At 59.1% G+C, this 21,756-nt stretch carries 23 protein-coding genes and 1 riboswitch; of the genes, 16 read left to right on the top strand and 7 right to left on the bottom strand.

Annotated features, from left to right (window positions below; translation table 11 throughout):
* The first annotated feature begins 77 nt into the window (after positions 1 to 77).
* The 8 genes from cysQ (at position 78) to CEW89_RS12615 (ending at position 9,174) form a co-directional block, all read left to right on the top strand.
* A complete protein-coding gene (gene cysQ, locus CEW89_RS12650) occupies positions 78 to 875 on the top strand; it encodes a 3'(2'),5'-bisphosphate nucleotidase CysQ (RefSeq protein ID WP_066703348.1) in 798 nt (265 codons plus the stop codon).
* Positions 876 to 1,676, top strand: coding sequence for a 3-deoxy-manno-octulosonate cytidylyltransferase (locus CEW89_RS12645; RefSeq protein ID WP_096806130.1), 801 nt, complete (start codon positions 876 to 878; stop codon positions 1,674 to 1,676).
* 203 nt (positions 1,677 to 1,879) lie between these two features.
* On the top strand, positions 1,880 to 2,776 hold the full coding sequence (locus CEW89_RS12640) for a UTP--glucose-1-phosphate uridylyltransferase (RefSeq protein WP_096806129.1): 897 nt from the start codon (positions 1,880 to 1,882) through the stop codon (positions 2,774 to 2,776).
* Positions 2,777 to 2,785: 9 nt separating this feature from the next.
* Entirely contained in the window at positions 2,786 to 3,772 is a 987-nt protein-coding gene (galE, locus tag CEW89_RS12635; protein ID WP_096806128.1) for a UDP-glucose 4-epimerase GalE, read from the top strand.
* 186 nt (positions 3,773 to 3,958) lie between these two features.
* Positions 3,959 to 4,885: a glycosyltransferase family 2 protein gene (locus tag CEW89_RS12630; RefSeq protein ID WP_244906056.1), complete on the top strand. Its 927-nt coding sequence runs from the start codon at positions 3,959 to 3,961 to the stop codon at positions 4,883 to 4,885.
* A gap of 165 nt (positions 4,886 to 5,050) precedes the next feature.
* Complete coding sequence (locus tag CEW89_RS12625; RefSeq protein WP_066703336.1) at positions 5,051 to 6,037, top strand: glycosyltransferase family 2 protein; 987 nt, start codon at positions 5,051 to 5,053, stop codon at positions 6,035 to 6,037.
* The gene (locus CEW89_RS12620; protein WP_096806126.1) at positions 6,034 to 7,731 is read left to right on the top strand and encodes a DUF5927 domain-containing protein; all 1,698 of its coding nucleotides are present in this window, start codon (positions 6,034 to 6,036) and stop codon (positions 7,729 to 7,731) included. Before CEW89_RS12625 ends, CEW89_RS12620 begins: the two co-directional genes overlap by 4 nt.
* A gap of 18 nt (positions 7,732 to 7,749) precedes the next feature.
* Entirely contained in the window at positions 7,750 to 9,174 is a 1,425-nt protein-coding gene (locus CEW89_RS12615) for a nodulation protein NodH (RefSeq protein WP_096806125.1), read from the top strand.
* A 14-nt stretch (positions 9,175 to 9,188) separates the two neighbouring features.
* Here the strand turns inward: CEW89_RS12615 and CEW89_RS12610 are convergent, their stop codons facing one another.
* The 7 genes from CEW89_RS12610 to CEW89_RS12580 all read right to left on the bottom strand — a co-directional run bounded on the left by CEW89_RS12610 (position 9,189) and on the right by CEW89_RS12580 (position 13,987).
* Entirely contained in the window at positions 9,189 to 9,653 is a 465-nt protein-coding gene (locus CEW89_RS12610) for a PTS sugar transporter subunit IIA (protein ID WP_066703328.1), read from the bottom strand.
* 42 nt (positions 9,654 to 9,695) lie between these two features.
* Entirely contained in the window at positions 9,696 to 10,271 is a 576-nt protein-coding gene (gene hpf / locus CEW89_RS12605) for a ribosome hibernation-promoting factor, HPF/YfiA family (protein ID WP_066703326.1), read from the bottom strand.
* Positions 10,272 to 10,517: 246 nt separating this feature from the next.
* A complete protein-coding gene (gene lptB, locus CEW89_RS12600) occupies positions 10,518 to 11,249 on the bottom strand; it encodes an LPS export ABC transporter ATP-binding protein (protein WP_066703323.1) in 732 nt (243 codons plus the stop codon).
* Positions 11,246 to 11,764 (bottom strand): lipopolysaccharide transport periplasmic protein LptA, encoded by a 519-nt coding sequence (lptA, locus tag CEW89_RS12595; RefSeq protein ID WP_238379685.1) that lies wholly within the window; start codon positions 11,762 to 11,764, stop codon positions 11,246 to 11,248. Before lptA ends, lptB begins: the two co-directional genes overlap by 4 nt.
* 17 nt (positions 11,765 to 11,781) lie before the next feature.
* Complete coding sequence (lptC, locus tag CEW89_RS12590) at positions 11,782 to 12,381, bottom strand: LPS export ABC transporter periplasmic protein LptC (protein WP_096806124.1); 600 nt, start codon at positions 12,379 to 12,381, stop codon at positions 11,782 to 11,784.
* A 9-nt stretch (positions 12,382 to 12,390) separates the two neighbouring features.
* Positions 12,391 to 13,353 (bottom strand): KpsF/GutQ family sugar-phosphate isomerase, encoded by a 963-nt coding sequence (locus tag CEW89_RS12585; protein ID WP_096806123.1) that lies wholly within the window; start codon positions 13,351 to 13,353, stop codon positions 12,391 to 12,393.
* A 22-nt stretch (positions 13,354 to 13,375) separates the two neighbouring features.
* Complete coding sequence (locus CEW89_RS12580; protein ID WP_096806122.1) at positions 13,376 to 13,987, bottom strand: ribonuclease D; 612 nt, start codon at positions 13,985 to 13,987, stop codon at positions 13,376 to 13,378.
* A 149-nt stretch (positions 13,988 to 14,136) separates the two neighbouring features.
* A riboswitch (cobalamin riboswitch) is annotated at positions 14,137 to 14,327 on the top strand.
* 77 nt (positions 14,328 to 14,404) lie between these two features.
* Between CEW89_RS12580 and nrdH the strand changes: the two genes are divergently transcribed.
* The 8 genes from nrdH to rfbA all read left to right on the top strand — a co-directional run bounded on the left by nrdH (position 14,405) and on the right by rfbA (position 21,669).
* Positions 14,405 to 14,626: a glutaredoxin-like protein NrdH gene (gene nrdH / locus CEW89_RS12575; RefSeq protein ID WP_066703309.1), complete on the top strand. Its 222-nt coding sequence runs from the start codon at positions 14,405 to 14,407 to the stop codon at positions 14,624 to 14,626.
* Between the two features lie 4 nt (positions 14,627 to 14,630).
* Complete coding sequence (nrdI, locus tag CEW89_RS12570) at positions 14,631 to 15,086, top strand: class Ib ribonucleoside-diphosphate reductase assembly flavoprotein NrdI (protein WP_066703306.1); 456 nt, start codon at positions 14,631 to 14,633, stop codon at positions 15,084 to 15,086.
* Complete coding sequence (gene nrdE, locus CEW89_RS12565) at positions 15,068 to 17,191, top strand: class 1b ribonucleoside-diphosphate reductase subunit alpha (RefSeq protein ID WP_096806121.1); 2,124 nt, start codon at positions 15,068 to 15,070, stop codon at positions 17,189 to 17,191. Before nrdI ends, nrdE begins: the two co-directional genes overlap by 19 nt.
* A 10-nt stretch (positions 17,192 to 17,201) precedes the next feature.
* Complete coding sequence (nrdF, locus tag CEW89_RS12560; RefSeq protein WP_096806120.1) at positions 17,202 to 18,173, top strand: class 1b ribonucleoside-diphosphate reductase subunit beta; 972 nt, start codon at positions 17,202 to 17,204, stop codon at positions 18,171 to 18,173.
* Between the two features lie 169 nt (positions 18,174 to 18,342).
* Positions 18,343 to 18,903, top strand: a complete 561-nt coding sequence (rfbC, locus tag CEW89_RS12555; protein WP_066703293.1) for a dTDP-4-dehydrorhamnose 3,5-epimerase — start codon at positions 18,343 to 18,345, stop codon at positions 18,901 to 18,903.
* Entirely contained in the window at positions 18,900 to 19,949 is a 1,050-nt protein-coding gene (gene rfbB / locus CEW89_RS12550) for a dTDP-glucose 4,6-dehydratase (RefSeq protein ID WP_096806119.1), read from the top strand. The genes rfbC and rfbB overlap by 4 nt, the downstream gene beginning before the upstream one ends.
* Complete coding sequence (gene rfbD / locus CEW89_RS12545; protein WP_096806118.1) at positions 19,946 to 20,797, top strand: dTDP-4-dehydrorhamnose reductase; 852 nt, start codon at positions 19,946 to 19,948, stop codon at positions 20,795 to 20,797. Before rfbB ends, rfbD begins: the two co-directional genes overlap by 4 nt.
* A complete protein-coding gene (gene rfbA / locus CEW89_RS12540; protein ID WP_096806117.1) occupies positions 20,794 to 21,669 on the top strand; it encodes a glucose-1-phosphate thymidylyltransferase RfbA in 876 nt (291 codons plus the stop codon). The genes rfbD and rfbA overlap by 4 nt, the downstream gene beginning before the upstream one ends.
* The last annotated feature ends 87 nt before the right edge of the window (positions 21,670 to 21,756 follow it).

Raw genomic sequence — 21,756 nt, 5'->3', positions numbered from 1 at the left:
TCCCATAAGCGCATAGCATAAGGTTCTTGCCGTTTTCTTTCAACGAAAACGAATGTGGTGACAGACAGGAGCAGGATATGGATTTCGACACACTCGTCCCGGTGATGCGCCGACTGGCCATTGAGGCCGGTGAGAAGATCATGGACATCTACAATGCGGACGATTTCGAGGTCAAAACCAAATCCGACGAAAGCCCTGTGACGGAGGCCGACGAAGCCGCCGATGCGCTGATCTCGGCGGGGCTGCGCGCCGTCTTTCCGGATGTGACCCTGATCACCGAGGAACAGGCCGCCTCCCATGAGGTGAAGGCCGAGACCTTCCTGATCGTCGATCCGCTCGACGGCACCAAGGAATTCATCAAGCGACGCGGCGATTTCACGGTGAACATCGCCTATGTTGAAAAGGGCGTGCCGCTGCGCGGTGTGGTCTATGCCCCGGCGCGGGGACGTTTGTTCATCACCGACGCGTCTGGTCAGTCCTATGAGGAAAGCGGGCCCTTTGTTGCCGGGACACCGGGCGAGATGAAGAAAATCTCCGTCTCCACGCCGGACAATGAGGCGCTGATGATCGTGGCGTCGAAATCGCACCGCGATCAGGCGACCGAGGATTACCTCGCCAAATACAAGGCGAAGGACAGCAAATCCGCTGGCTCTTCGCTCAAGTTCTGTCTCGTCGCCACCGGTGAGGCCGATCTTTACCCGCGTGTCGGGCGCACCATGGAATGGGACACCGCTGCCGGCCATGCCGTGTTGTTGGGCGCGGGGGGGGATGTTGTGCGGTTCGACGACCATACGCCTCTGACCTATGGCAAGCCGGCTTATGCCAACCCCTTCTTCATCGCCTACGCGCCGGGCGTCGAACTGAAAGACGCCTGAATGTCCGTCCTGATCGTTATCCCCGCCCGTTTCGCCTCAACCCGCTACCCGGGCAAGCCGCTTGTCGAACTGACCGGGGCCACCGGGGAGAAAAAGTCCCTGATCCGGCGGAGCTGGGAGGCTGCTGTCGCAGCCAGAGGTGTGGATCGGGTCGTGGTGGCCACCGATGATGATCGCATTCGCGTGGCGTCGGAGGCCTTCGGCGCTGAGGTGGTGATGACCTCGGAGGCCTGCGCCAACGGGACCGAGCGCTGTGCCGAGGCTCTGGAAAATCTTGGGGGCGGGTATGACATCGTCGTCAACCTGCAAGGCGATGCGCCGCTGACGCCCGCATGGTTTGTCGAAGACCTCGTGGCAGGTTTGCGGGCGCATCCGACCGCCGAAGTTGCGACACCTGTCCTGCGCTGCGACGGACGGGCGCTGAACGGGTTTCTCGAAGATCGCCGTGCGGGTCGGGTCGGTGGCACAACTGCCGTGTTTGGCTCGGATCACAAGGCACTCTATTTCTCCAAGGAAGTGATTCCCTATACCTCCGAGACCTATGCGGATGCGGATGCGACCCCGGTGTTTCACCATGTCGGTGTCTACGCCTATCGTCCTTCCGCGCTGGGCGCCTATCCGAAATGGCCGATGGGGCCGCTCGAGCGTCTCGAAGGGCTCGAGCAGCTGCGCTTTCTCGAACAGGAGCGCCCGGTGCTCTGTGTCGAGGTGGACGCGCGTGGGCGGCAGTTCTGGGAACTGAACAACCCCGAGGATGTGCCCCGGATCGAGGCCATGCTGACGGAGATGAAATGCGCGTAATGATTCTCCGAGTCATGCAGTGCGAGCAATAATTTGCCCAAAAAAACGTCACCTCTCCCGCCTCAAGTGGGCGGGGTTGCAAATCCGTAGCATTCCTGTGTGAATACCGGCGCATGGTACTGACCTGCGGCCTTTCAAAGCGTAGGGTCGAGGCGGGTGAAAGAAATTTGATTGGCTCGTGAGTAAGGGCCGAAGGAGACAAGATGACACGCAAAGTGACCAAAGCGATTTTCCCGGTGGCCGGTCTTGGGACGCGGTTTCTGCCCGCGACCAAATCGATTCCGAAGGAAATCATGACCTTGGTCGACCGTCCCCTGATTCAATATGCGATCGACGAGGCGCGCGCGGCCGGGATCAGGGAATTCATCTTCGTCACCTCGCGCGGCAAGGGCGCGCTTGAGGATTATTTCGACCACTCCCCGATTCTCGAGCAGGAGTTGCGTCGCAAGGGCAAGGACAAGCTGCTCGAAGTGCTGAAATCGACCAATATGGACAGCGGTGCGATCGCTTATATTCGTCAGCACAAGGCGCTCGGTCTGGGTCATGCCGTGTGGTGTGCGCGTCGCCTGCTCGACCCGAAGGAACCCTTCGCGGTGATCCTGCCGGACGATGTGATCGCGGCGGAAAAACCCTGTCTGCAGCAGATGGTCGAAGCCTATGAAGAACATGGCGGCTCGATGGTTGCGGCCATGGAGGTTCCGGCGGACAAGGTCTCCTCTTATGGCGTGCTCGATATCAAGGAGGACATGGGCGATATGGTGTCGGTCAAAGGCATGGTCGAGAAACCTGCGCCGGGCACCGAGCCGTCCAATCTGGCGGTGATCGGACGTTACATCCTCGACCCGGCCGTGATGAATAACCTCAACCAGATGAAATCCGGTGCCGGGGGGGAGATTCAGCTCACCGATGCGATCGCGGACGAGATCGGGACCGAGCGTGGCGTCTATGGCTATCGCTTCTCCGGCCAGCGCTTCGATTGCGGCTCCAAGGCCGGCTTCCTTCAGGCGACGATTGCCTTTGGTCTGTCGCGTGACGATCTGCGCGATGAGCTTCAGGAATATCTCGACGAACTTTCTGCGGTTCGTGCCGCGGCTCAGTAAGGGTCCGAAATGACCAGGAACGTGATCGTGACCGGCGGGGCCGGTTATATCGGTTCGCATGCCTGCAAGGCGCTGCGCGAGGCGGGTTATGTTCCCGTGACTTTCGACAACCTGTCGACGGGATGGGAGGACGCGGTGAAATTCGGTCCTTTCGAGCGGGGCGATCTTCTGGATCGTGCCCGTCTCGACGAGGTCTTTGCCGCGTATCGGCCGGTTGCCGTCATGCATTTCGCCGCTTTCTCGCAGGTCGGTGAAAGCATGAAGGATCCGGGCAGATACTGGCGCAACAACGTCATCGGCTCCCTGACGCTGATCGAGGCGGCCGTGGCGGCCGGTTGCATGAATTTCGTCTTTTCCTCGACCTGTGCCACCTTTGGCGATCAGGACAATGTGGTTCTGGACGAAGAGTCCGTGCAAATGCCGATCAATTCCTACGGGGCGTCGAAGCGGGCAATCGAGGACATTCTCGAGAATTTCGAACAGGCCTACGGTCTCAATTCGGTGATCTTCCGCTACTTCAACGTCGCGGGGGGGGATCCCGAGGCTGAGGTCGGCGAGTTCCATCAGCCGGAGACCCATCTCATCCCGCTGATGCTTGATGCGATTGCAGGCAAGCGGGACGCCCTGACCATTTTTGGCACGGATTACGATACGCCGGACGGCACTTGCATTCGCGATTACGTCCATGTCTGCGATCTTGTGGATGCGCATGTGCTTGGGTTGAAATGGCTCGAGGACGGCAAGGGCAGCCGGATGTTCAATCTGGGAACCGGCAAGGGGTTTTCCGTGCGTGAGGTGATCGACCATTCGCGGTCGGTGACCAACAGGGATGTGCCCTATGTCGAGGGGGATCGCCGCGCGGGCGATTGTACCAAGCTGGTGTCCGGATCCGAACGTGCGGTCACGGAGCTGGGCTGGCGGCCGGAGCGCTCGAACCTGGTGCAGATGATCGGCGATGCCTGGCGATGGCACCAAAGCGGCCATTATGACAAATGACACACAGGAAGGGCCTTTTGGCCCTTCTTGCACATCCGGGGTTCCGGTTTCCGGCAAAGCGCTTAATCTGCCCGAAATCGCGGGGAAGGGACGATTTTGGGCCGGGTTTGGCAGAGCTACAAGTTGCGGGTGTTGCGGCGGCATTTGCTATGGCGGGCGTTTCGGGCCCGGCATGGGTTGCGTGTCGTGCGGAATCGGACCTCTGCCATCGGACCCGATGCGATCCTCTGTGTCGCGGTCGTGCGCAACGAGTCGCAACGCCTGCCCTATTTTCTGGATCATCACCGGCGCCTTGGCGTGACTCATTTTCTCTTTGTCGACAATGACAGCACCGACGGCACGGCGGAGCTTCTGTCCGAGCAGCCGGACGTGTCGCTTTGGTCCACAACCGCGAGTTACAAGGCGGCGCGTTTCGGGCTCGATTGGACGACATGGCTCCAGATGAAATACGCGCATGGCAAATGGTGCCTGACCCTCGATGCCGATGAATTGCTGATTTACCCGTATCACGAGACCCGCTCTCTGAGGGATTTGACCGGGTATCTGGAGGGCATAGATGTTCGGGCCATGGGAGCCCTGATGCTCGAACTTTACCCGAAAGAGGGACTCAACGAGGTTGCCTATCGCCCCGGGCAAAATCCCCTCGAGATCCTGCGTTACTTCGATGCGGGGCCGTATCGCAGCGAGCGACAGAAGCCGAAGGACAATCTCTGGGTTCAGGGGGGGGTGCGGGAGCGGGTGTTCTTTGCCCGGAATCGTCGGCGAGGCCCGACGCTCAACAAGTTGCCGCTGGTGAAGTGGCACTGGCGCTATGCCTATGTCAATTCGACCCATGCGATGCTGCCGCAGACACTGAACCTGGCCTATGATGGCCCGGGGCAGGTGCATTTGTCGGGCGTTCTTTTGCATACGAAATTCCTGTCGATCGTGGTGGAAAAATCCGCGGAAGAAAAGGAAAGGCGTCAGCATTTCGCCGATCCCGACCAGTTCGGCGCCTATTACGATGAGCTGATCGCCGGGCCGACGCTTTGGCATGAGTCGTCCGTGGCCTACGAGGATTGGCGGCAACTGGAAAAGCTGGGCTTGATGGCGCGTGGGGATTGGCGGGGCTGATGGAACAGTTTTGCCATTTAATATGAATTGTTTACGTTTTTGGCGTAAACCCGTAAATTGAACCGCAAAATACACGAATATGGCTCAGTCCGGCGCGCGGAATGTGTCATATTCGCTCTCGGGGAACATTAAGGCTGATCGGTGAGCAGGCTGTTGCAATATAGGATGCGGCTGAGGCGCAAACAGGCGCTCTGGCGGGCCTTTCGGGCGCGCCGGGACCTCATGTTGATTCAGGACAACACCGCCCGTATTCGGCCGGAGGATATTCTCGTCGTCTGCACTCTGCGCAACGAACGTATCCGCCTTCCGTATTTTCTCAAATATTACAGGGATATGGGGGTTAGCCATTTCCTGTTCGTCGACAATGACAGTGATGACGGCTCGCGCGAATTCCTGATCGGGCAGGAGGATGTCTCGATATGGCACACCACGGCGAGCTATCGCAAATCGCTTTTCGGTGTGCATTGGATGAACTGGCTGGCGCGGAAATATTGCCACGGTCACTGGACGCTGACCGTGGACGTGGACGAGTTTCTGGTCTTTCCGTTCTGCGACACTCGTCCGATCCCGGCGCTCACCGACTGGCTCGACAATTCAGGCCTTCGCAGTTTCTCCGCGATGCTGATCGACATGTATCCGAAGGGGCCGATTGATGCGCAGCCCTATCGCGAGGGGCAGAATCCGTTCGAGATCGCGGAATGGTTCGACAGTGGCAATTACATGATCTCGACCAATCCGGAATATTACAATCTCTGGATACAGGGCGGCCCGCGCGCGCGTCTGTTCTTCAACGACGACCCGTTCAATGCGCCGTCTCTGAACAAGATCCCGCTGGTCAAATGGCATCGCGACTATGCCTATATGCATTCGACCCACATGCTTTTGCCGCGCGGTCTCAATTTCGTCTATGAGACGGAAGGTGGGGAAAAGGCGTCTGGCGCGCTCTTGCATGCGAAGTTTCTCAACACCTTCGTGCAGAAGACCGAAGAAGAATTGCAGCGCCGTCAGCATTACGCCGGCTCGCGCGAATATCTCGCCTATCACAACCGGATCAAGGATGACCCGGAGCTGTGGTGCAACTGGTCGGAGAAATACATCAACTGGCGCCAGCTAGAAATTCTGGGTCTCATGTCCAAGGGGAACTGGGCATGACCGTCGGCTTCGTGATGTTGGTCCACACCGCGCTCGACCGTGCCGAACAGGTGGCACGCCACTGGGCGACGCATGGTTGCCCGGTGGTGATCCATGTCGACCGGCGGGTGAAGAAAGAGATTTATCAACCCTTCGTCGACAGCCTCTCCGATCTGGACAATGTGCTGTTTTCCAAACGTCATGCCTGTGACTGGGGCACATGGTCCCTGGTGGCGGCATCTCAGGACGCCTCCGAATTGATGCTGTCGCGTTTTCCGGAGGCGCGGCATGTCTACCTGTCCTCCGGAGCCTGCCTGCCGCTGCGTCCGGTTGAGGATCTGAAACGCTACCTCGCGGCGCGGCCGATGACGAATTTCATCGAAAGCGTGACGACCGAGGATGTGCCCTGGACCGTTGGAGGTCTCGATTCTGAGCGCTTCACTCTGCGTTTCCCGTTTTCGTGGAAAAAGCAGCGGCGGCTGTTCGACCGCTATGTCGCGCTTCAGCGCAGGATCGGATACAAGCGCAAGATCCCCGACGGGCTGGTGCCGCATCTGGGTTCGCAATGGTGGTGTCTGACGCGTCAGACCCTGTCTGCCATTCTCGAAGACCCGGATCGCCAGCTTTACGACGACTATTTCAAGAAAGTCTGGATTCCGGACGAAAGCTATTACCAGACCCTCGTGCGGCTCTATTCGAACAATATCGAAAGCCGGTCCCTGACCTTGTCGAAGTTCGACTATCAGGGCAAACCGCATATTTTCTACGACGACCACCTGCAGCTCCTGCGGCGTTCCGACTGTTTCGTGGCGCGCAAGATCTGGCCAAAGGCGGAACGCCTCTACGCGACTTTCCTCAACCCGGACAGCAATCCGATGAAAGGGACCGAGCCCAACCCGGGCAAGATCGACCGGATTTTTTCCAAGGCAGTGGAGCGGCGCGTCATGGGGCGCGAAGGGCTTTACATGCAAAGCCGGATGCCCGGACATGGCAGGGGGCATGGCAAGACCAGCGCGCCTTATTCGGTGTTCGAAGGCTTCTCGGACCTGTTCGAGAATTTCGACGAATGGCTGTCGCGGGCAGTGAGTGCGCGCGTCCATGGTCATCTTTTTGCACCCGATGCGGTGGAATTCTCCGGCGGACAAAAGGTCTTTTCCGGTGCGCTCTCCAGTCATGCAACCCTGCGTGATTACAACCCCTGCGGCTTCCTGACGTCGCTGATCTGGAACACCCGCGGCGAGCGGCAATGTTTCATGTACGGCCCGCGCGACAATCAGGCAATCAGCTGGTTGATTGCCACCGACCCGAATGCGCAGATCTCGGTGATTTCCGGAGCCTGGGCGGTGACCCTGTTCCGCTCGAACAAGAGTTTTTCCGAAGTCCGCCGCGAAGCTGCGCGTCTGCAACGGATCGAAGCGGAGCACATCGAGATCCTGCGTTCGCAACATATCAAGGCGCGGGTGCGGATCTGGACCATGGCGGATTTCATCGAGAGCCAGATGGAGCCTTTGCAGGCGATCATCGACGAGATTGGCCCGCGCAATGTCCGCCGTCTGACCGAGGCGCCGCGGATGCGGGATTTGACGGGTTTCGGGCAATTCCTGCAAAATCTGAAGAACCAGGGGATGAAGCCGCATCTCATGGGGGATTTCCCGATGGGGTCCGAGCCGGACATGCGGACGCGGGAACACAAGCGGCCCTATCTTGTAAAGTAACGCTGGTAAAACGAACACATGGTCAAGCCTTTCGATTATTTCGTGATTTTCGCCGAGATGCGGACCGGGTCCAATTTTCTCGAGGAAAACGTCAATTCCTATCCGGGGTTGAAATGCTGGGGCGAGGTGTTCAATCCGGCCTTCATCGGCAAATCGAACCAGAAGGAAATGCTGGGCGTCACCATGGCAATGCGGGAGGCCGATCCCACCGCGTTGCTGGGGCGGATGCGGGAAGAGACGGAGGGGCTTTCCGGGTTTCGGTTTTTCCACGACCACGATCCGCGCATCCTGTCTCATGTGTTGCAAGATCCGCGTTGCGCCAAGATCATCCTGACCCGTAACCCGCTCGAAAGCTACGTGTCGCGCAAGATTGCGGGTGCCACCGGGCAATGGCGGCTCGGCGACCTCAAGGATGCCAAATCCGCCAAGGTGCGATTTGAGAGGCGCGAGTTTCAGGAGATGCTCGACGCGCTGAAAGAGTTTCAACTCTTCTTGCAACGGAGTTTGCAAACCACCGGGCAGACCGCATTCTACATCAATTACGAGGATATTCAGGACATCGAGGTGCTGAACGGTCTGGCGCATTTCCTTGAAGTGACCGAGGAACGCGCCAAGACCAACCAGAAGACCAAGGTGCAGAACCCTGCACGTCTCGAAGACAAGGTTCTGAACTACGCCGAAATGGTCTCCGACCTGTCGAACGTCGACCATTTCAACCTGTCGAATACACCGAATTTCGAACCGCGGCGCCATCCGGCCGTGCCGACCTATGTGGCGGGACAGGCGGCGTCCGTGCTCTACATGCCGGTGCGCAGCGGGCCGGAGACTGCGGTGAAGGCCTGGATAGCCGCGCTCGACAAGGTGACGCCTGAGGAGTTGACACAGGGGTTCACGCAGAAATCCCTGAGGCAGTGGAAGCGACAGAACAAGGGGCACCGCAGTTTCACGGTGATTGCACACCCGGTGCAGCGGCTGCACCGGACGTTTTGTCAGTATATTCTGAACCTCAGCGGGCAGACCTATGGCGATATTCGTGAAACCCTGCGGGCAACTTATAAATTGCCCTTGCCGATCAGCGGGCCGGATGCGGACTACAGCCGGGATCAGCATCGCGAGGCCTTCATCAAATTCGCAGATTTCGTGCGCGGCAACCTCAACGGTCAGACGTCGATCCGTGTCGACGGCACATGGGCGTCGCAATCCGAGGTGATCAAGGGTTTCGCCGACTTTTCCCTGCCCGACATGGTGCTGCGTGAAGAGAGCCTTGCCGAGGATCTGACCCATCTCGCCGGTGCGCTGGGCAAGCTGCCGCCACTGGTCGGGGAGGAACCGCAGGATGTGCCGATTGCCCTCGCCGAGATTTACGACGAAGAGGTCGAGGAGGCCGTGCGGACGGCCTATCAGCGCGATTACATGATGTTCGGGTTCAAGCCCTGGAGATAAACGGAGAGGGGCGCTCAGGCAGCCTTGATCGCCGGGCCTTCGGTCAGAATGGCGTGCAGCGTTGCCGGATCGTTGTTGGCGCGCAGCTTGGCGCAGATGTCGTTGTCTCGCATGGTGCGGGAGACGAGCGCCAGAGCCTTGAGATGATCGACACCGGATTCGGCCGGGGCGAAGAGGGCGAAGACCAGATCGACCGGTTGGCGATCCACCGCGTCGAAATCCATCGGGCTCTCGAGGCGCATGAAGGCACCGACAACGCGCTCCAGACCTTCGATGCGGGCGTGGGGAAGCGCGATGCCATGGCCCACACCGGTTGGGCCAAGGCTTTCGCGGGCCTGAAGCGCATCGACCGTGCCGTTTTCCGACAGACCGTATGCGCTCGCGGCGATCTCACCGAGATCCTGAAACAGACGCTTTTTGCTCGTCATTTTACCCACGACCTTGATGGCCTGCGGATCCAAGATCTTTGCGATATTCATTTGAAACTACCCGCCCCGACCCGTCGAGGCGGGCCGGTTTCATTATTTCGCGTTGTCAGGGTCGACCCAACCGATGTTGCCATCGGCACGGCGGTAGACCACGTTTACACCGTTCTTACCTTCTTTGTGGAACACAAGAACAGGGGCCCCGGCAAGCTCCATCTGCATCACCGCTTCGCCCACCGTCAGAGTCGGAATCTTGGTTTCCATCTCCGCAATGATCATCGGTTGCAGGGTTTCCGGTTCCTGATCCTCATCGTGTTCCGATGCGGCGAGGATATACTGAGAAGCGCCGAAAAGTTCAACAGGCTCGGTGCGCTCCTTGTGGTGATCTTTCAGGCGGCGTTTGTAACGACGCAGCTGCTTGTCCATTTTTTCGGCGCAAGCGTCGAAGGCGGCATAGATTTCATGAGCCTTTGCACTGGCTTGTGCGTTCAGGCCGGAGGACAGGTGCACCACGGCCTCGCAAACATATTCCGCCCCAGATTTGGAAAACACGACATTCGCGTCGGTCGGACGTTGTCCGTATTTGTCCAGAACGGCGCCAAGCTCGGTTTTCACATGCGTTTGAAGCGATTCACCGATGTCGATTTGTTTTCCGCTGATTTGGTACCGCATAGATACCTCCTTCTTTGTTTGACCTACGCCTGAACGCCTCCTCCGGCGTGGATGCGAGGTCCTGGGTTTTTGTTGAAAGCGGGATTACAATGCATGCGAAGGCGGGGGAACCCGGACAATCTGTCGGGGCGTTTTTCCGGCGCTCTGTGGCTCTTTTGTGCCATGGCGCAGACTCTCATCCTTACGTCACGCATTGGACACTTATAAGGCGCCAGAATGCGGGGGAATGTCAATCGAAACCCGCGTTCAGATCCGGAAATTGTCGCCAAGGTAAACGCGCCGCACGGTTTCGTCGGCGACAATGTCTTCCTTGGTCCCTGACATCAGGACGTGACCATCGTGGAGGATGTAGGCGCGGTCTATAATTCCCAATGTTTCCTGAACGTTATGGTCCGTTATCAGGACGCCGATGCCGCGTGTCTTGAGATCGGAAACCAGTCCGCGAATTTCCGCCACCGCGATCGGATCAACGCCTGCGAAAGGTTCGTCGAGCAGCACGTAGGACGGATCGGAGGCGAGGCAGCGTGCGATTTCGACTCGCCGCCGTTCGCCGCCCGACAGCGACAAGGCCGGTGCGCGCCGCAGATGGGCGATGGAGAATTCCGACAGCAGATCCTCGAGCTTCTCACGCCGCAGGAGCGGGTCGCTCTCCGAGACTTCGAGAATGGCGAGAATGTTGTCTTCGACGCAAAGACCGCGGAACACCGAGGCTTCCTGCGGCAGGTAGCCGATGCCGAGCTTGGCACGGCGATACATCGGCAAGAGCGTAATGTTGCGCCCATCGACGCTGACTTCGCCACCTTCCGGCATGACAAGCCCCGCGATGGTGTAGAAACAGGTGGTCTTCCCGGAGCCGTTCGGCCCCAGAAGGGCGACGACCTCACCGCGTTCGAGATCGAGCGACACGTCGCGGATCACCGTCCGTTTGCGATAGCCCTTGCGCAGATTGCGGACCTTCAGCCCGGTGGTGTCGCTCATTGATCGGCCCCGGTTTGTGAGCCGGATTGCAGGATGGTTCTGACACGCCCGTCCATGCGACCGGTGCCGGTGTTCAGGTCGATCACCATGCGTTCTCCGGACATCACGCTGTTCCCTTGGGTCAAAAGCACGCTGCCGGTCAGGGTCACGGTGCCTGATTCGAGATTGTATTCGGCGTTTTGCGCCTCGGCGGCTTCGCCTTCTTTGGTGATCGTCACGCCACCGGAAGCCAGCAGCCGGGCGATCTGGCTGGTGTCGCTGGCATAGATCACCTCGACGGTCCGGGCGGCGAGCCGCATCGTGCCTTGGCCGATCACGACATTGCCGGTGAAGATCGCCTGACCGGTGTTCTGGTCGACGCTGAGTTCGTCGGAGGTGATCTCGACGGGCAGGGCGCTGTCGTGCCTGATCCCCCCGAAGGCGATCTGCGTGCCCTGTGCCATCGACGGCAGGCCGGGAAGGGTGAGCGCAAGGGCCAGGGCGCAACTGAGCGAAAGAGTCCGGATGGTGGGCACGTGCAAATCCTCGAAAATCAGGGCTGATATATCAGCTTCACGCCGTTCTTGAAAACCAGAAGGTAGGCATCGGTCTCCGGATCCTGTGAAATTTCCATGGAACCGGCTGTCAGATCGCCTGCGGGACCGGTCGCCTCGACACTTCCGGGACTTTCGATCTTCGACACATCGAGGAGCGTGGCGATCCGTTCGGAGGTGATCGTGTAACCGGTGGAGGTTTCGATCTCCACATGGCCGGACAGTTCCGCGATCTGGGCGGGGCCGTCGATCACGCCGTCATCGGCCTTGAGCGTCACGGAACCGTTATCCGGCATCCTGAGCGCGCCGCGTACGATGGTGGAATTGATCACATCCGGGGTCGACAGGTCCGGGCGTACGACATCGGCGGAGATCTCAAGCTCGGCCCCATCGCGCGTCACGGTCGCAAAGGACGGCCCCTCGATACGCTGTTCACGGGCGAGGGTCTCGAGATCCACATCGGCATAGGGGATCGAGATGCCGATTTCCTTGCCGCGGGCAAAGAGAAAGAGCGTCGCCAAAAGCGCGAGGCTCGCCAACGGTAAGGCGACCTTCGCAAAGGCCACGAATTTGGAATAGGAGTTATCGAACCGCGCCATAAGGACGTCTTACACGACCCCGGCGCGAAGACAGTCCTGAATCTTCAGAATCCCGCAGGGACGTCCGTCATCGGCAGTTTCCCGCACAAAGAGACAGGTGATCGCACGCTCATCCATGCGCGCCACGGCCTTTTCGGCCAGCGCATCGGCGGTGATGGTCATCGGCCCCTTGGTCATGATCTCGCCCGCAGTTTTTTCCAGAAGCCCGTCGATATGGCGTCGCAGGTCGCCGTCGGTGATGATCCCCGTGAGCTGGCCTTGCGCATCGACGATGCCGACCACGCCAAAGCCTTTGTCCGAAATCACCGAAAGCGCGTCGCGCATCGGGGTTTCTGCGGTCACGAGCGGCATGTTGGTGTGCATCAGCGCGCGCACTTTGGTGAGACGCGCGCCAAGTTTCCCGCCCGGATGCAGGACGCGGAAATTGTCGGCGGTGAAGGCGCGATGTTCCATGAGAGCAACGGCAATGGCATCGCCAAGCGCCAGCGTCATCGTGGTCGAGGTGGTCGGTACGATGCCATGACCGCAGGCCTCAGCCGCCTTCGGCAGGATCAGAGCCACATCGCAGGCCCGGATGAGCGAGCTGTCGGGGTTCGAGGCGACCCCGATCATCGGAATCTTGAACCGACGTGTGTAGGCGATCACGTCCGCCAGCTCCGGTGTTTCCCCGGAATTCGACAGCACGAGGCACACATCTCCGTCGCCGATCATGCCCAGATCGCCATGGCTCGCTTCTGCCGGATGAACGAAATGCGCGGGGGTGCCGGTCGACGCCAAGGTGGCCGCGATCTTGCGGGCGATATGGCCGGATTTGCCCATGCCGGTGACGATGGTGCGACCCTTTGCGGCGAGGATCGTTTCGACCGCTCCGGTGAATTCCGCGCCGAGACTGTCGGCCAGAAGCCCGAGCGCATCGGCCTCCTGCCGGATCACACGGCGGGCGGTGTCGAGGAAAGTGACGGGCTGTGTCATGTCGTGACGCTCCGTGGGGATGTCAGTGAGAGAAAATGTCGATCTCGGGCCAGCCTTCGAGATCGAGCTTGGCGCGGGTCGGCAGGAAATCGAAGCAGGATTGCGCAATCTCCATCCGGCCTTCGCGTTCGAGCATGGCGTTCAGCTTGTCGCGCAACTGGTGCAGATAGAGCACGTCGGAGGCGGCGTAATCGAGCTGGGCGGCGGTCAGCTCCTCGGCTCCCCAGTCGCTCATCTGCTGGTATTTCGAAATGTCGACCTTGAGCAATTGTTCGAGCAGGTTCTTGAGGCCGTGCCGATCAGTGAAGGTGCGCACCAGTTTCGAGGCGATTTTGGTGCAGTAGACCGGCTGCGCGAGCGTGCCGAAGGTGTGATACATCGCCGCGATGTCGAAGCGCCCGAAGTGGAAAAGTTTCAGCACCTTCGGGTCGGCCAGCATCTTGCACAGGTTGGGGGTCTCAGTCTGGCCGCGTGACACCTGTACGAGATGGGCATTGCCGTCACCGCCGGACATTTGCACGAGGCAGAGGCGGTCGCGATGCGGGTTCAGTCCCATGGTTTCGCAATCAATCGCCACCACGGGGCCAAGATCGAGATCGTCGGGGAGGTCGTTTTGATACAGAAAATTCGCCATGGCTCTGGCCTTTCGCGCTGAAATCCCACTGTGCGGATGTGCATAAGCCTTCCGCCGTGCCGGGGCAAGGGAGCCAGCGAGTCTTCGGTGAGACTCAGGAAATCCCTGTCAAGCGCTATCTATATGTTGACAGTATGCCGCTCCAAGAAGCTATATGATGTTGCTTCGGTTCTATCGACATGAGTCGATAGCTAAGAGGGAAGATCGGTGAAAATCCGGCGCTACCCCCGTAACTGTAAGCGGTGAGCACGGCTGATCATGCCACTGGGCCTTTGCCCGGGAAGGCCAGCCAATGCTGCGACCCGCAAGTCAGGAGACCTGCCGGAAGCATGAAGTGACCACGAACGGAGGGTTCGGGGGCGTGTGATACGGGTTTTCCGTGCGCGTCCTCGGCTGAATGAAAAGCGAGAGGACAAAATGAGCATCACCGTCTATTCCAAACCGGCCTGTGTGCAGTGTACCGCGACGACCCGTGCGCTCGACGCGAAAGGCATCTCCTATGACATCATCGACCTGACGCAGGATGACGATGCGATGAGCCATGTTACCGGTCTCGGCTACCGTCAGGCGCCGGTTGTGGTGGCCGGTGAGGATCACTGGTCCGGGTTTCGCCCGGATATGATCGCCCGCCTGTCCTGATCCGATGGGCGCAGAGGTACGACCGCCCAGCGTCCCAGAGAACGTCCCGGAGATCATCTTTTACTCATCGGCCTCGGGCAACACGGTGCGCTTCGTGGAGCGGCTTGGACTTGGCGCCAAACGCATCCCGATCTCTCCGAAAGAGGCAATGCCTGCCGCGACCCGGTCTTTTGTTTTGATCTGTCCGACCTATGCGGATGGCGAAGGGCGCGGTGCGGTGCCGAAACAGGTGATCCGGTTTCTCAACGATGTGGCGAACCGCGCGCATCTTGTGGGCGTGATCGGCACGGGCAATCGGAATTTCGGCACATTGTTTGCCAGTTCGGGCGACGTCATCGCCCGCAAATGCAATGTCCCGCTGCTCTATAAATTCGAGTTGGCGGGATTTGACAGGGATTTGACCCGCGTGCGTGCGGGATTGGAAAAATTGGGGATGGAGCCATGCTCGACAGCGACCTGAACGGTCTCGATTACCACGCTTTGAACGCCATGCTGAACCTCTATGACGCCGATGGTCATATCCGGTTCGAGGCCGACCGCATGGCCGCGCGGCAGTATTTTTTGCAGCATGTGAACCAGAACACCGTGTTCTTTCACTCGCTCGACGAGAAGCTCGGCTATCTCGTGGAGGAAGGCTACTATGAGGAGGAGGTTCTGGACCAATATTCCAAGAACTTTATGCGCAAGATCTGGGACGAGGCCTATGCCAAGAAATTCCGCTTCCCGACCTTCCTCGGCGCCTTCAAATATTACACCTCCTACACGCTGAAGACCCGCGACGGTCAGCGCTATCTTGAGCGCTATGAGGACCGTGTGGTGATGACCGCGCTGGCTCTGGCGCGCGGTGACGAGGCGCTGGCTCTGTCCTTCATGGACGAAATGCTGTCGGGCCGGTTCCAGCCCGCAACACCGACGTTTTTGAACGCCGGCAAGAAATCCCGTGGCGAGTTGATCTCGTGCTTTCTTCTGCGTCTCGAAGACAACATGGAAAGCATCGGCCGCGGCATCAACTCCGCGCTGCAACTGTCGAAACGCGGCGGCGGTGTAGCGCTTTTGCTGACCAACATCCGCGAGCACGGCGCGCCGATCAAAGGCATCGAGAACCAGTCTTCGGGCGTCATTCCGGTGATGAAGCTGTTGGAAGACAGCTTTTCCTACGCCAACCAATTGGGCGCACGTCAAGGTGCCGGCGCCGTGTACCTGAACGCGCACCACCCTGATATTATGCGGTTCTTGGACACCAAACGCGAAAACGCCGACGAGAAAATCCGCATCAAGACGCTCTCTCTTGGCGTGGTGATCCCCGACGTGACCTTTGAACTCGCGAAGAAAAACGCCGACATGTATCTCTTCTCTCCGCATGACGTGGAGAAAGTCTACGGCGTGCCCTTCTCCGAAATCTCGGTCACCGAGAAATATGAGGACATGGTGGATGACAAACGCATCCACAAGAAAAAAATCAACGCGCGGGAATTCTTCCAAACCATCGCGGAGATTCAGTTCGAAAGCGGCTATCCCTACATCATGTTCGAGGACACGGTGAACCGGATGAACCCGATCGCGGGCCGGATCAACATGTCGAACCTCTGCTCCGAGATTTTGCAGGTCAACGAGGCCTCTGAGTTCAACGACGACCTGAGCTACAGCCACCTCGGCACCGATATTTCCTGTAACCTCGGGTCCTTGAATATCGCGAAAACCATGGACGGCAAGGATCTGGGCCAGAGCGTCGGCACCGCCGTGCGTGCGCTGACCGCCGTGTCGGAAATGTCCGCGATTGATAGCGTGCCGTCGATCCGTCGCGGCAATGATGAAAGCCATGCCATCGGCCTCGGTCAGATGAACCTGCATGGGTTCCTCGCCCGCGAACACATCCATTACGGTAGCCCCGAAGGCGTCGAATTCACCTCCGTCTATTTCGCCGCTGTCGCCTATCACGCGATCCGTGAGAGCAACGCTTTGGCGCGCGAACATGGCGAGAGCTTCAAGGGCTTTGCTGACAGCGACTACGCCAATGGCGCCTTCTTCGACAAATACACCGACCGCGACTGGTTACCGGAAAGCGAGAAGGTGAAAGCGCTGTTCGAAGGCATGGATCTGCCGACCCGCGAGGACTGGGCGAAGCTCAAAGAGGCGGTGATGAAGGACGGGCTTTACAACCGTAACCTTCAGGCCGTGCCGCCGACGGGTTCTATATCCTATATCAACAATTCGACCTCTTCGATCCACCCGATTGTGTCGAAAGTCGAGATTCGCAAAGAGGGCAAAATCGGTCGCGTCTATTACCCGGCCGCCTTCATGTCGAACGAGAACCTCGAATACTACCGCGATGCCTATGAGATCGGGCCGGAAGCCCTGATCGACACCTATGCCGCCGCCACCGAACACGTCGATCAGGGCCTGTCCCTGACCCTGTTTTTCCCGGCAGAGGCCACCACGCGCGACATCAACAAAGCGCAGATTTACGCGTGGAAAAAAGGCATCAAGACCATCTATTACATCCGCTTGCGTCAGGCCGCCCTTGAGGGCACCGAGGTGCAAGGCTGCGTGTCCTGCACGCTCTGAGGAGGCTCTTATGAAAGATATGACCGATATCCGCATCCCGCGCGCCATCAACTGGAACCGCCTCGAGGACGATAAGGATCTTGAGGTCTGGAACCGCCTGACGGTGAACTTCTGGTTGCCGGAGAAGGTGCCGCTGTCGAACGATATCCCGAGCTGGTCGACCCTGACCGAGGACGAACAGCGCCTGACCATCCGGGTGTTCACCGGGCTGACGCTCTTGGACACGATCCAGAACACCGTTGGTGCGCCGTCCCTGATGCCCGATGCGGTGACGCCGCATGAGGAGGCCGTTTTGACCAACATCGCCTTCATGGAGGCGGTGCACGCGCGGTCCTATTCCTCGATCTTCTCGACGCTGTGTTCGATGAAAGAGGTGGATGAGGCTTTCCGCTGGTCGGAGGAAAACCCGCATCTTCAGGCCAAGGCGCGTGTGATCCTCGAAACCTACGCGCCGGGCAACGATCCGCTTAAACGCAAGATCGCCTCCGTTTTCCTCGAAAGCTTCCTGTTCTATTCCGGCTTCTACCTGCCGATGTACTGGTCGTCGCGGGCGAAACTGACCAACACGGCGGACCTCATCCGGCTGATCATTCGTGACGAGGCGGTGCATGGCTATTACATTGGCTACAAGTTCCAGCGCGGCATGGAGCGCCTGCCCGAGGTAGAACGACAGGCGCTCAAGGATTATGCCTTTGCCATGCTGTTCGATCTCTACGACATCGAAGCGCAATATACCGAAGAGCTCTACGACGGTCTCGGCTTGAGCGAGGATGTGAAGGCGTTTCTGCATTACAACGCCAACAAGGCGTTGCAAAACCTCGGGTTCGAGGCACTGTTCCCGTCCGAAGTCTCCGAGGTGAACCCGGCAATTCTGGCCGCTCTCAGCCCCGACAGTGAAAACCACGATTTCTTCTCCGGTTCCGGCTCGTCCTATGTGATTGGCAAGGCGGTTGCGACCGAAGATGAGGACTGGGACTTCTGAGATGTCCGCGCGGGGGAGCGGTGTTCCCCTGCGCGTTTTTGACGGCAGCTTGGCGCCAGTGCTGCAAATTGGCGATAGTCTTGTTTTATGAAATGCGAAAGATTGCGGCTGGGGCAGAAATTATGCACCTTCGGCGCAAGTGTGTTTCCAGAGGAAAAGACAGGTCGTCATGATTTCTCCAACTTCGCTTCCGGGCGTTTATCTTATTACGCCGCCCCGGTTCGGCGACCATCGCGGGTTCTTTTCCGAAAGCTGGAACAAGAAGAAACTGATCGAAGCGGGACTCGATTTGCCGGAATTCGTGCAGGACAACCATTCGCTTTCGCGCGAAGTCGGCACGGTGCGGGGCCTGCATTTCCAAAGCCCGCCGCATGCGCAGGGCAAGCTTGTCCGTTGTGGGCGGGGCCGGATTTTCGATGTGGCCGTGGATGCGCGCAAAGGATCGGAGACTTACGGCCAATGGGTTGGAGAGGAGCTGTCGTTCGAGAATGGCAAGCAACTCTGGATACCGGCGGGTTTCCTGCATGGCTTCATGACGCTCGAGCCGGATAGCGAGATCGTCTACAAATGCACCGATCACTACGCGCCGGACTGCGACGGTGCGGTGAAATGGGACAGTTGTGGCATCGACTGGCCGCTTGAGGGGATCACGCCGGTGATCTCGGAAAAGGATGAGAAGGCGCAGGTTTTCGCCGCGTTCGAAACGCCTTTCACGAAGGACAACATATGAAAGTTCTGGTGACAGGAGGCGCGGGGTTCATCGGCTCCGCCGTGGTGCGGCTTGCGGTGTCTCGCGGGTATGAGGTGGTGAATGTCGATGCGCTGACCTATGCGGCCTGCCTCGACAATGTGGCCTCTGTGTCCGACAGCCCGCTCTATGCGTTCGAGCAGGTCGATATTCGTGATCGGGCGGGATTGGACACTGTTTTTGCCAAACATAGGCCCGATGCGGTGATGCATCTGGCCGCCGAAAGCCATGTGGACCGCTCCATCGACGGGCCGGGCGATTTCATCGAGACGAATATCACCGGCACGTTCAACATGCTGGAGGCGGCGCGCAAATACTGGGTCGAGACGGGCAAGCCGGAGAGCTTCCGCTTTCACCACATTTCAACGGATGAGGTGTTTGGCTCGCTGCCCAACGATCCGGCGATCAAGTTTACCGAAGACACCCCCTACGACCCGCGTTCGCCCTATTCGGCCTCGAAAGCCAGCTCGGATCATCTGGTGCGCGCATGGCATGAGACCTATGTGCTGCCGGTGGTTCTGACCAATTGCTCGAACAATTACGGACCGTTCCACTTCCCTGAGAAACTCATTCCGGTGATCATCCTGAATGCTCTGGCGGGCAAGCCTCTGCCGATTTACGGCGACGGCTCGAACATTCGCGATTGGCTTTATGTCGAGGATCATGCCGACGCGCTCTTGCTGGTGGTCGAAAAGGGCGAGATCGGGCGAAGCTATAATATCGGTGGCGAAAACGAGCGGACGAACCTCGAGCTGGTGAAAACGCTCTGTGCCATTCTCGATCAAAAGCGACCCAAATCCAGCGGAAGTTATGCCGATCAGATCACTTTTGTGACGGATCGTCCGGGTCATGATGCGCGCTATGCGATTGACCCGTCGCGCATCCGCGAAGAACTTGGCTGGCGGCCCTCGGTGACGGTCGAGGAGGGGCTGGCGCAGACGGTCGTTTGGTATCTCGACAACGAGGATTGGTGGCGTGCCCTGCAGCAACGCCACGGGGTCGGGGAACGGTTGGGGGTTAAGGCATGATCCTCGTTTTCGGCAAAACCGGTCAAGTGGCGAGCGAGCTGCAAACGCTTCTGCCCGAGGCCACGTTCCTTGGGCGCGATGAGGCGGATCTGACCGATCCGTTGGTCTGTGGCCGGATCATCCGCGATCTCAAACCCGAGGCTGTGATCAATGCCGCGGCCTATACCGCCGTCGACAAGGCCGAAGACGACCCATTGGTCGCCACGCTGGTCAATGCGGCGGCGCCCACAGAGATGGCCGAGACCTGCGCCGATCTGGGCATTCCTTTTGTGCATATCTCGACCGATTATGTGTTCGACGGGGCAGGGGATGCGCCCTTCGCCCCCGATCATCCGACCGCCCCGCTGGGTGTTTATGGCGAGACCAAGCTCGAGGGCGAGAATGGCGTTCGAGAGGCGGGCGGGGCTTTTGCGATCCTGCGCACGTCTTGGGTGTTCTCGGCTTATGGCGGGAACTTCGTCAAAACCATGTTGCGGCTTTCCGAGACCCGCGACAAGCTTACGGTCGTGGCCGATCAGATCGGCGGCCCAACGCCCGCACGCGACATCGCGAAGGCTTGTGTGACCATCGTGGAGCGGCTCAAAACAGACCCGAACAGAGCCGGAACCTATCATTTCTCCGGTGCGCCGGATGTGAGCTGGGCGGATTTCGCCCGCGAGATTTTCGCGCAGGCCGGCAAGGCGATGGCGGTCGAGGACATCCCGACGTCGGCTTATCCGACGCCCGCGAAACGTCCGGGCAACAGCCGCATGGATTGCAGCACGACGGAGGCCACATTCGGGATAAAACGCCCGGACTGGAAGGCCGGTTTGGCCGAGGTTCTTAAAGAGTTGGGGAAGACATCATGACTGACCGCAAAGGCATCATCCTCGCAGGCGGCTCCGGCACGCGGCTTTATCCGCTGACTATGGCTGTCTCGAAACAGCTTATGCCGATCTACGACAAGCCGATGATCTACTATCCACTCTCCGTGCTGATGCTTTCGGGCATTCGCGAGATCGCGATGATCACCACGCCGCAGGATCAAGATCAGTTCAAACGCCTTCTGGGCGATGGATCGCAATGGGGTCTGTCCCTGACCTACATCACCCAGCCCTCGCCCGACGGTCTGGCGCAGGCCTATATTCTGGCCGAAGACTTCCTCGATGGTGCGCCCTCCGCCATGGTGCTGGGCGATAATATTTTCTTTGGTCATGGCTTGCCGGAGATGCTGGCTGGGGCCGATGCCAAAGAACTGGGCGGCACCGTGTTCGGCTATCATGTGGCCGATCCCGAGCGCTATGGCGTGGTCAGGTTCGATGCCGAAGGCACGGTCGAGGAAATCATCGAGAAACCCGAGGTCCCGCCGTCGAATTACGCGGTCACCGGGCTCTATTTCCTCGATGGCGATGCGCCGCGCAGGGCAAAAGAAGTCCGGCCTTCGCCGCGTGGCGAGTTGGAAATCGTGACACTGCTTGAAAGCTATCTTGCCGATGGCACGCTGTCGGTGGAGCGGATGGGGCGTGGTTACGCCTGGCTCGACACTGGCACGCATGGCTCGCTTCTGGATGCCGGGAATTTCGTGCGCACGCTCTCGATGCGTCAGGGTATGCAATCGGGCTGTCCGGAAGAGATCGCCTATCAAAGAGGCTGGATCGACACCGGGAAAATGCGGGAGCATGCCGAAACGTTCAAGAAAACCGAATATGGTAAATATCTTGCGGGTCTCATTCGGGACTGACGCATATGGCATGCAGGTTCCGTAGCGCGCGGGCAGATGTTGGAGTCGAACATGGGCGCATTTCGCCACAAGATCGGACGCCGTTTC

The organism is Celeribacter ethanolicus (assembly GCF_002407265.1).
GTDB classification, from domain to species: Bacteria; Pseudomonadota; Alphaproteobacteria; order Rhodobacterales; family Rhodobacteraceae; genus Celeribacter; species Celeribacter ethanolicus.
The sequence above is the reverse complement of the archived record's forward strand: the minus strand, read 5'-3'. Positions and strand labels throughout refer to the sequence as shown.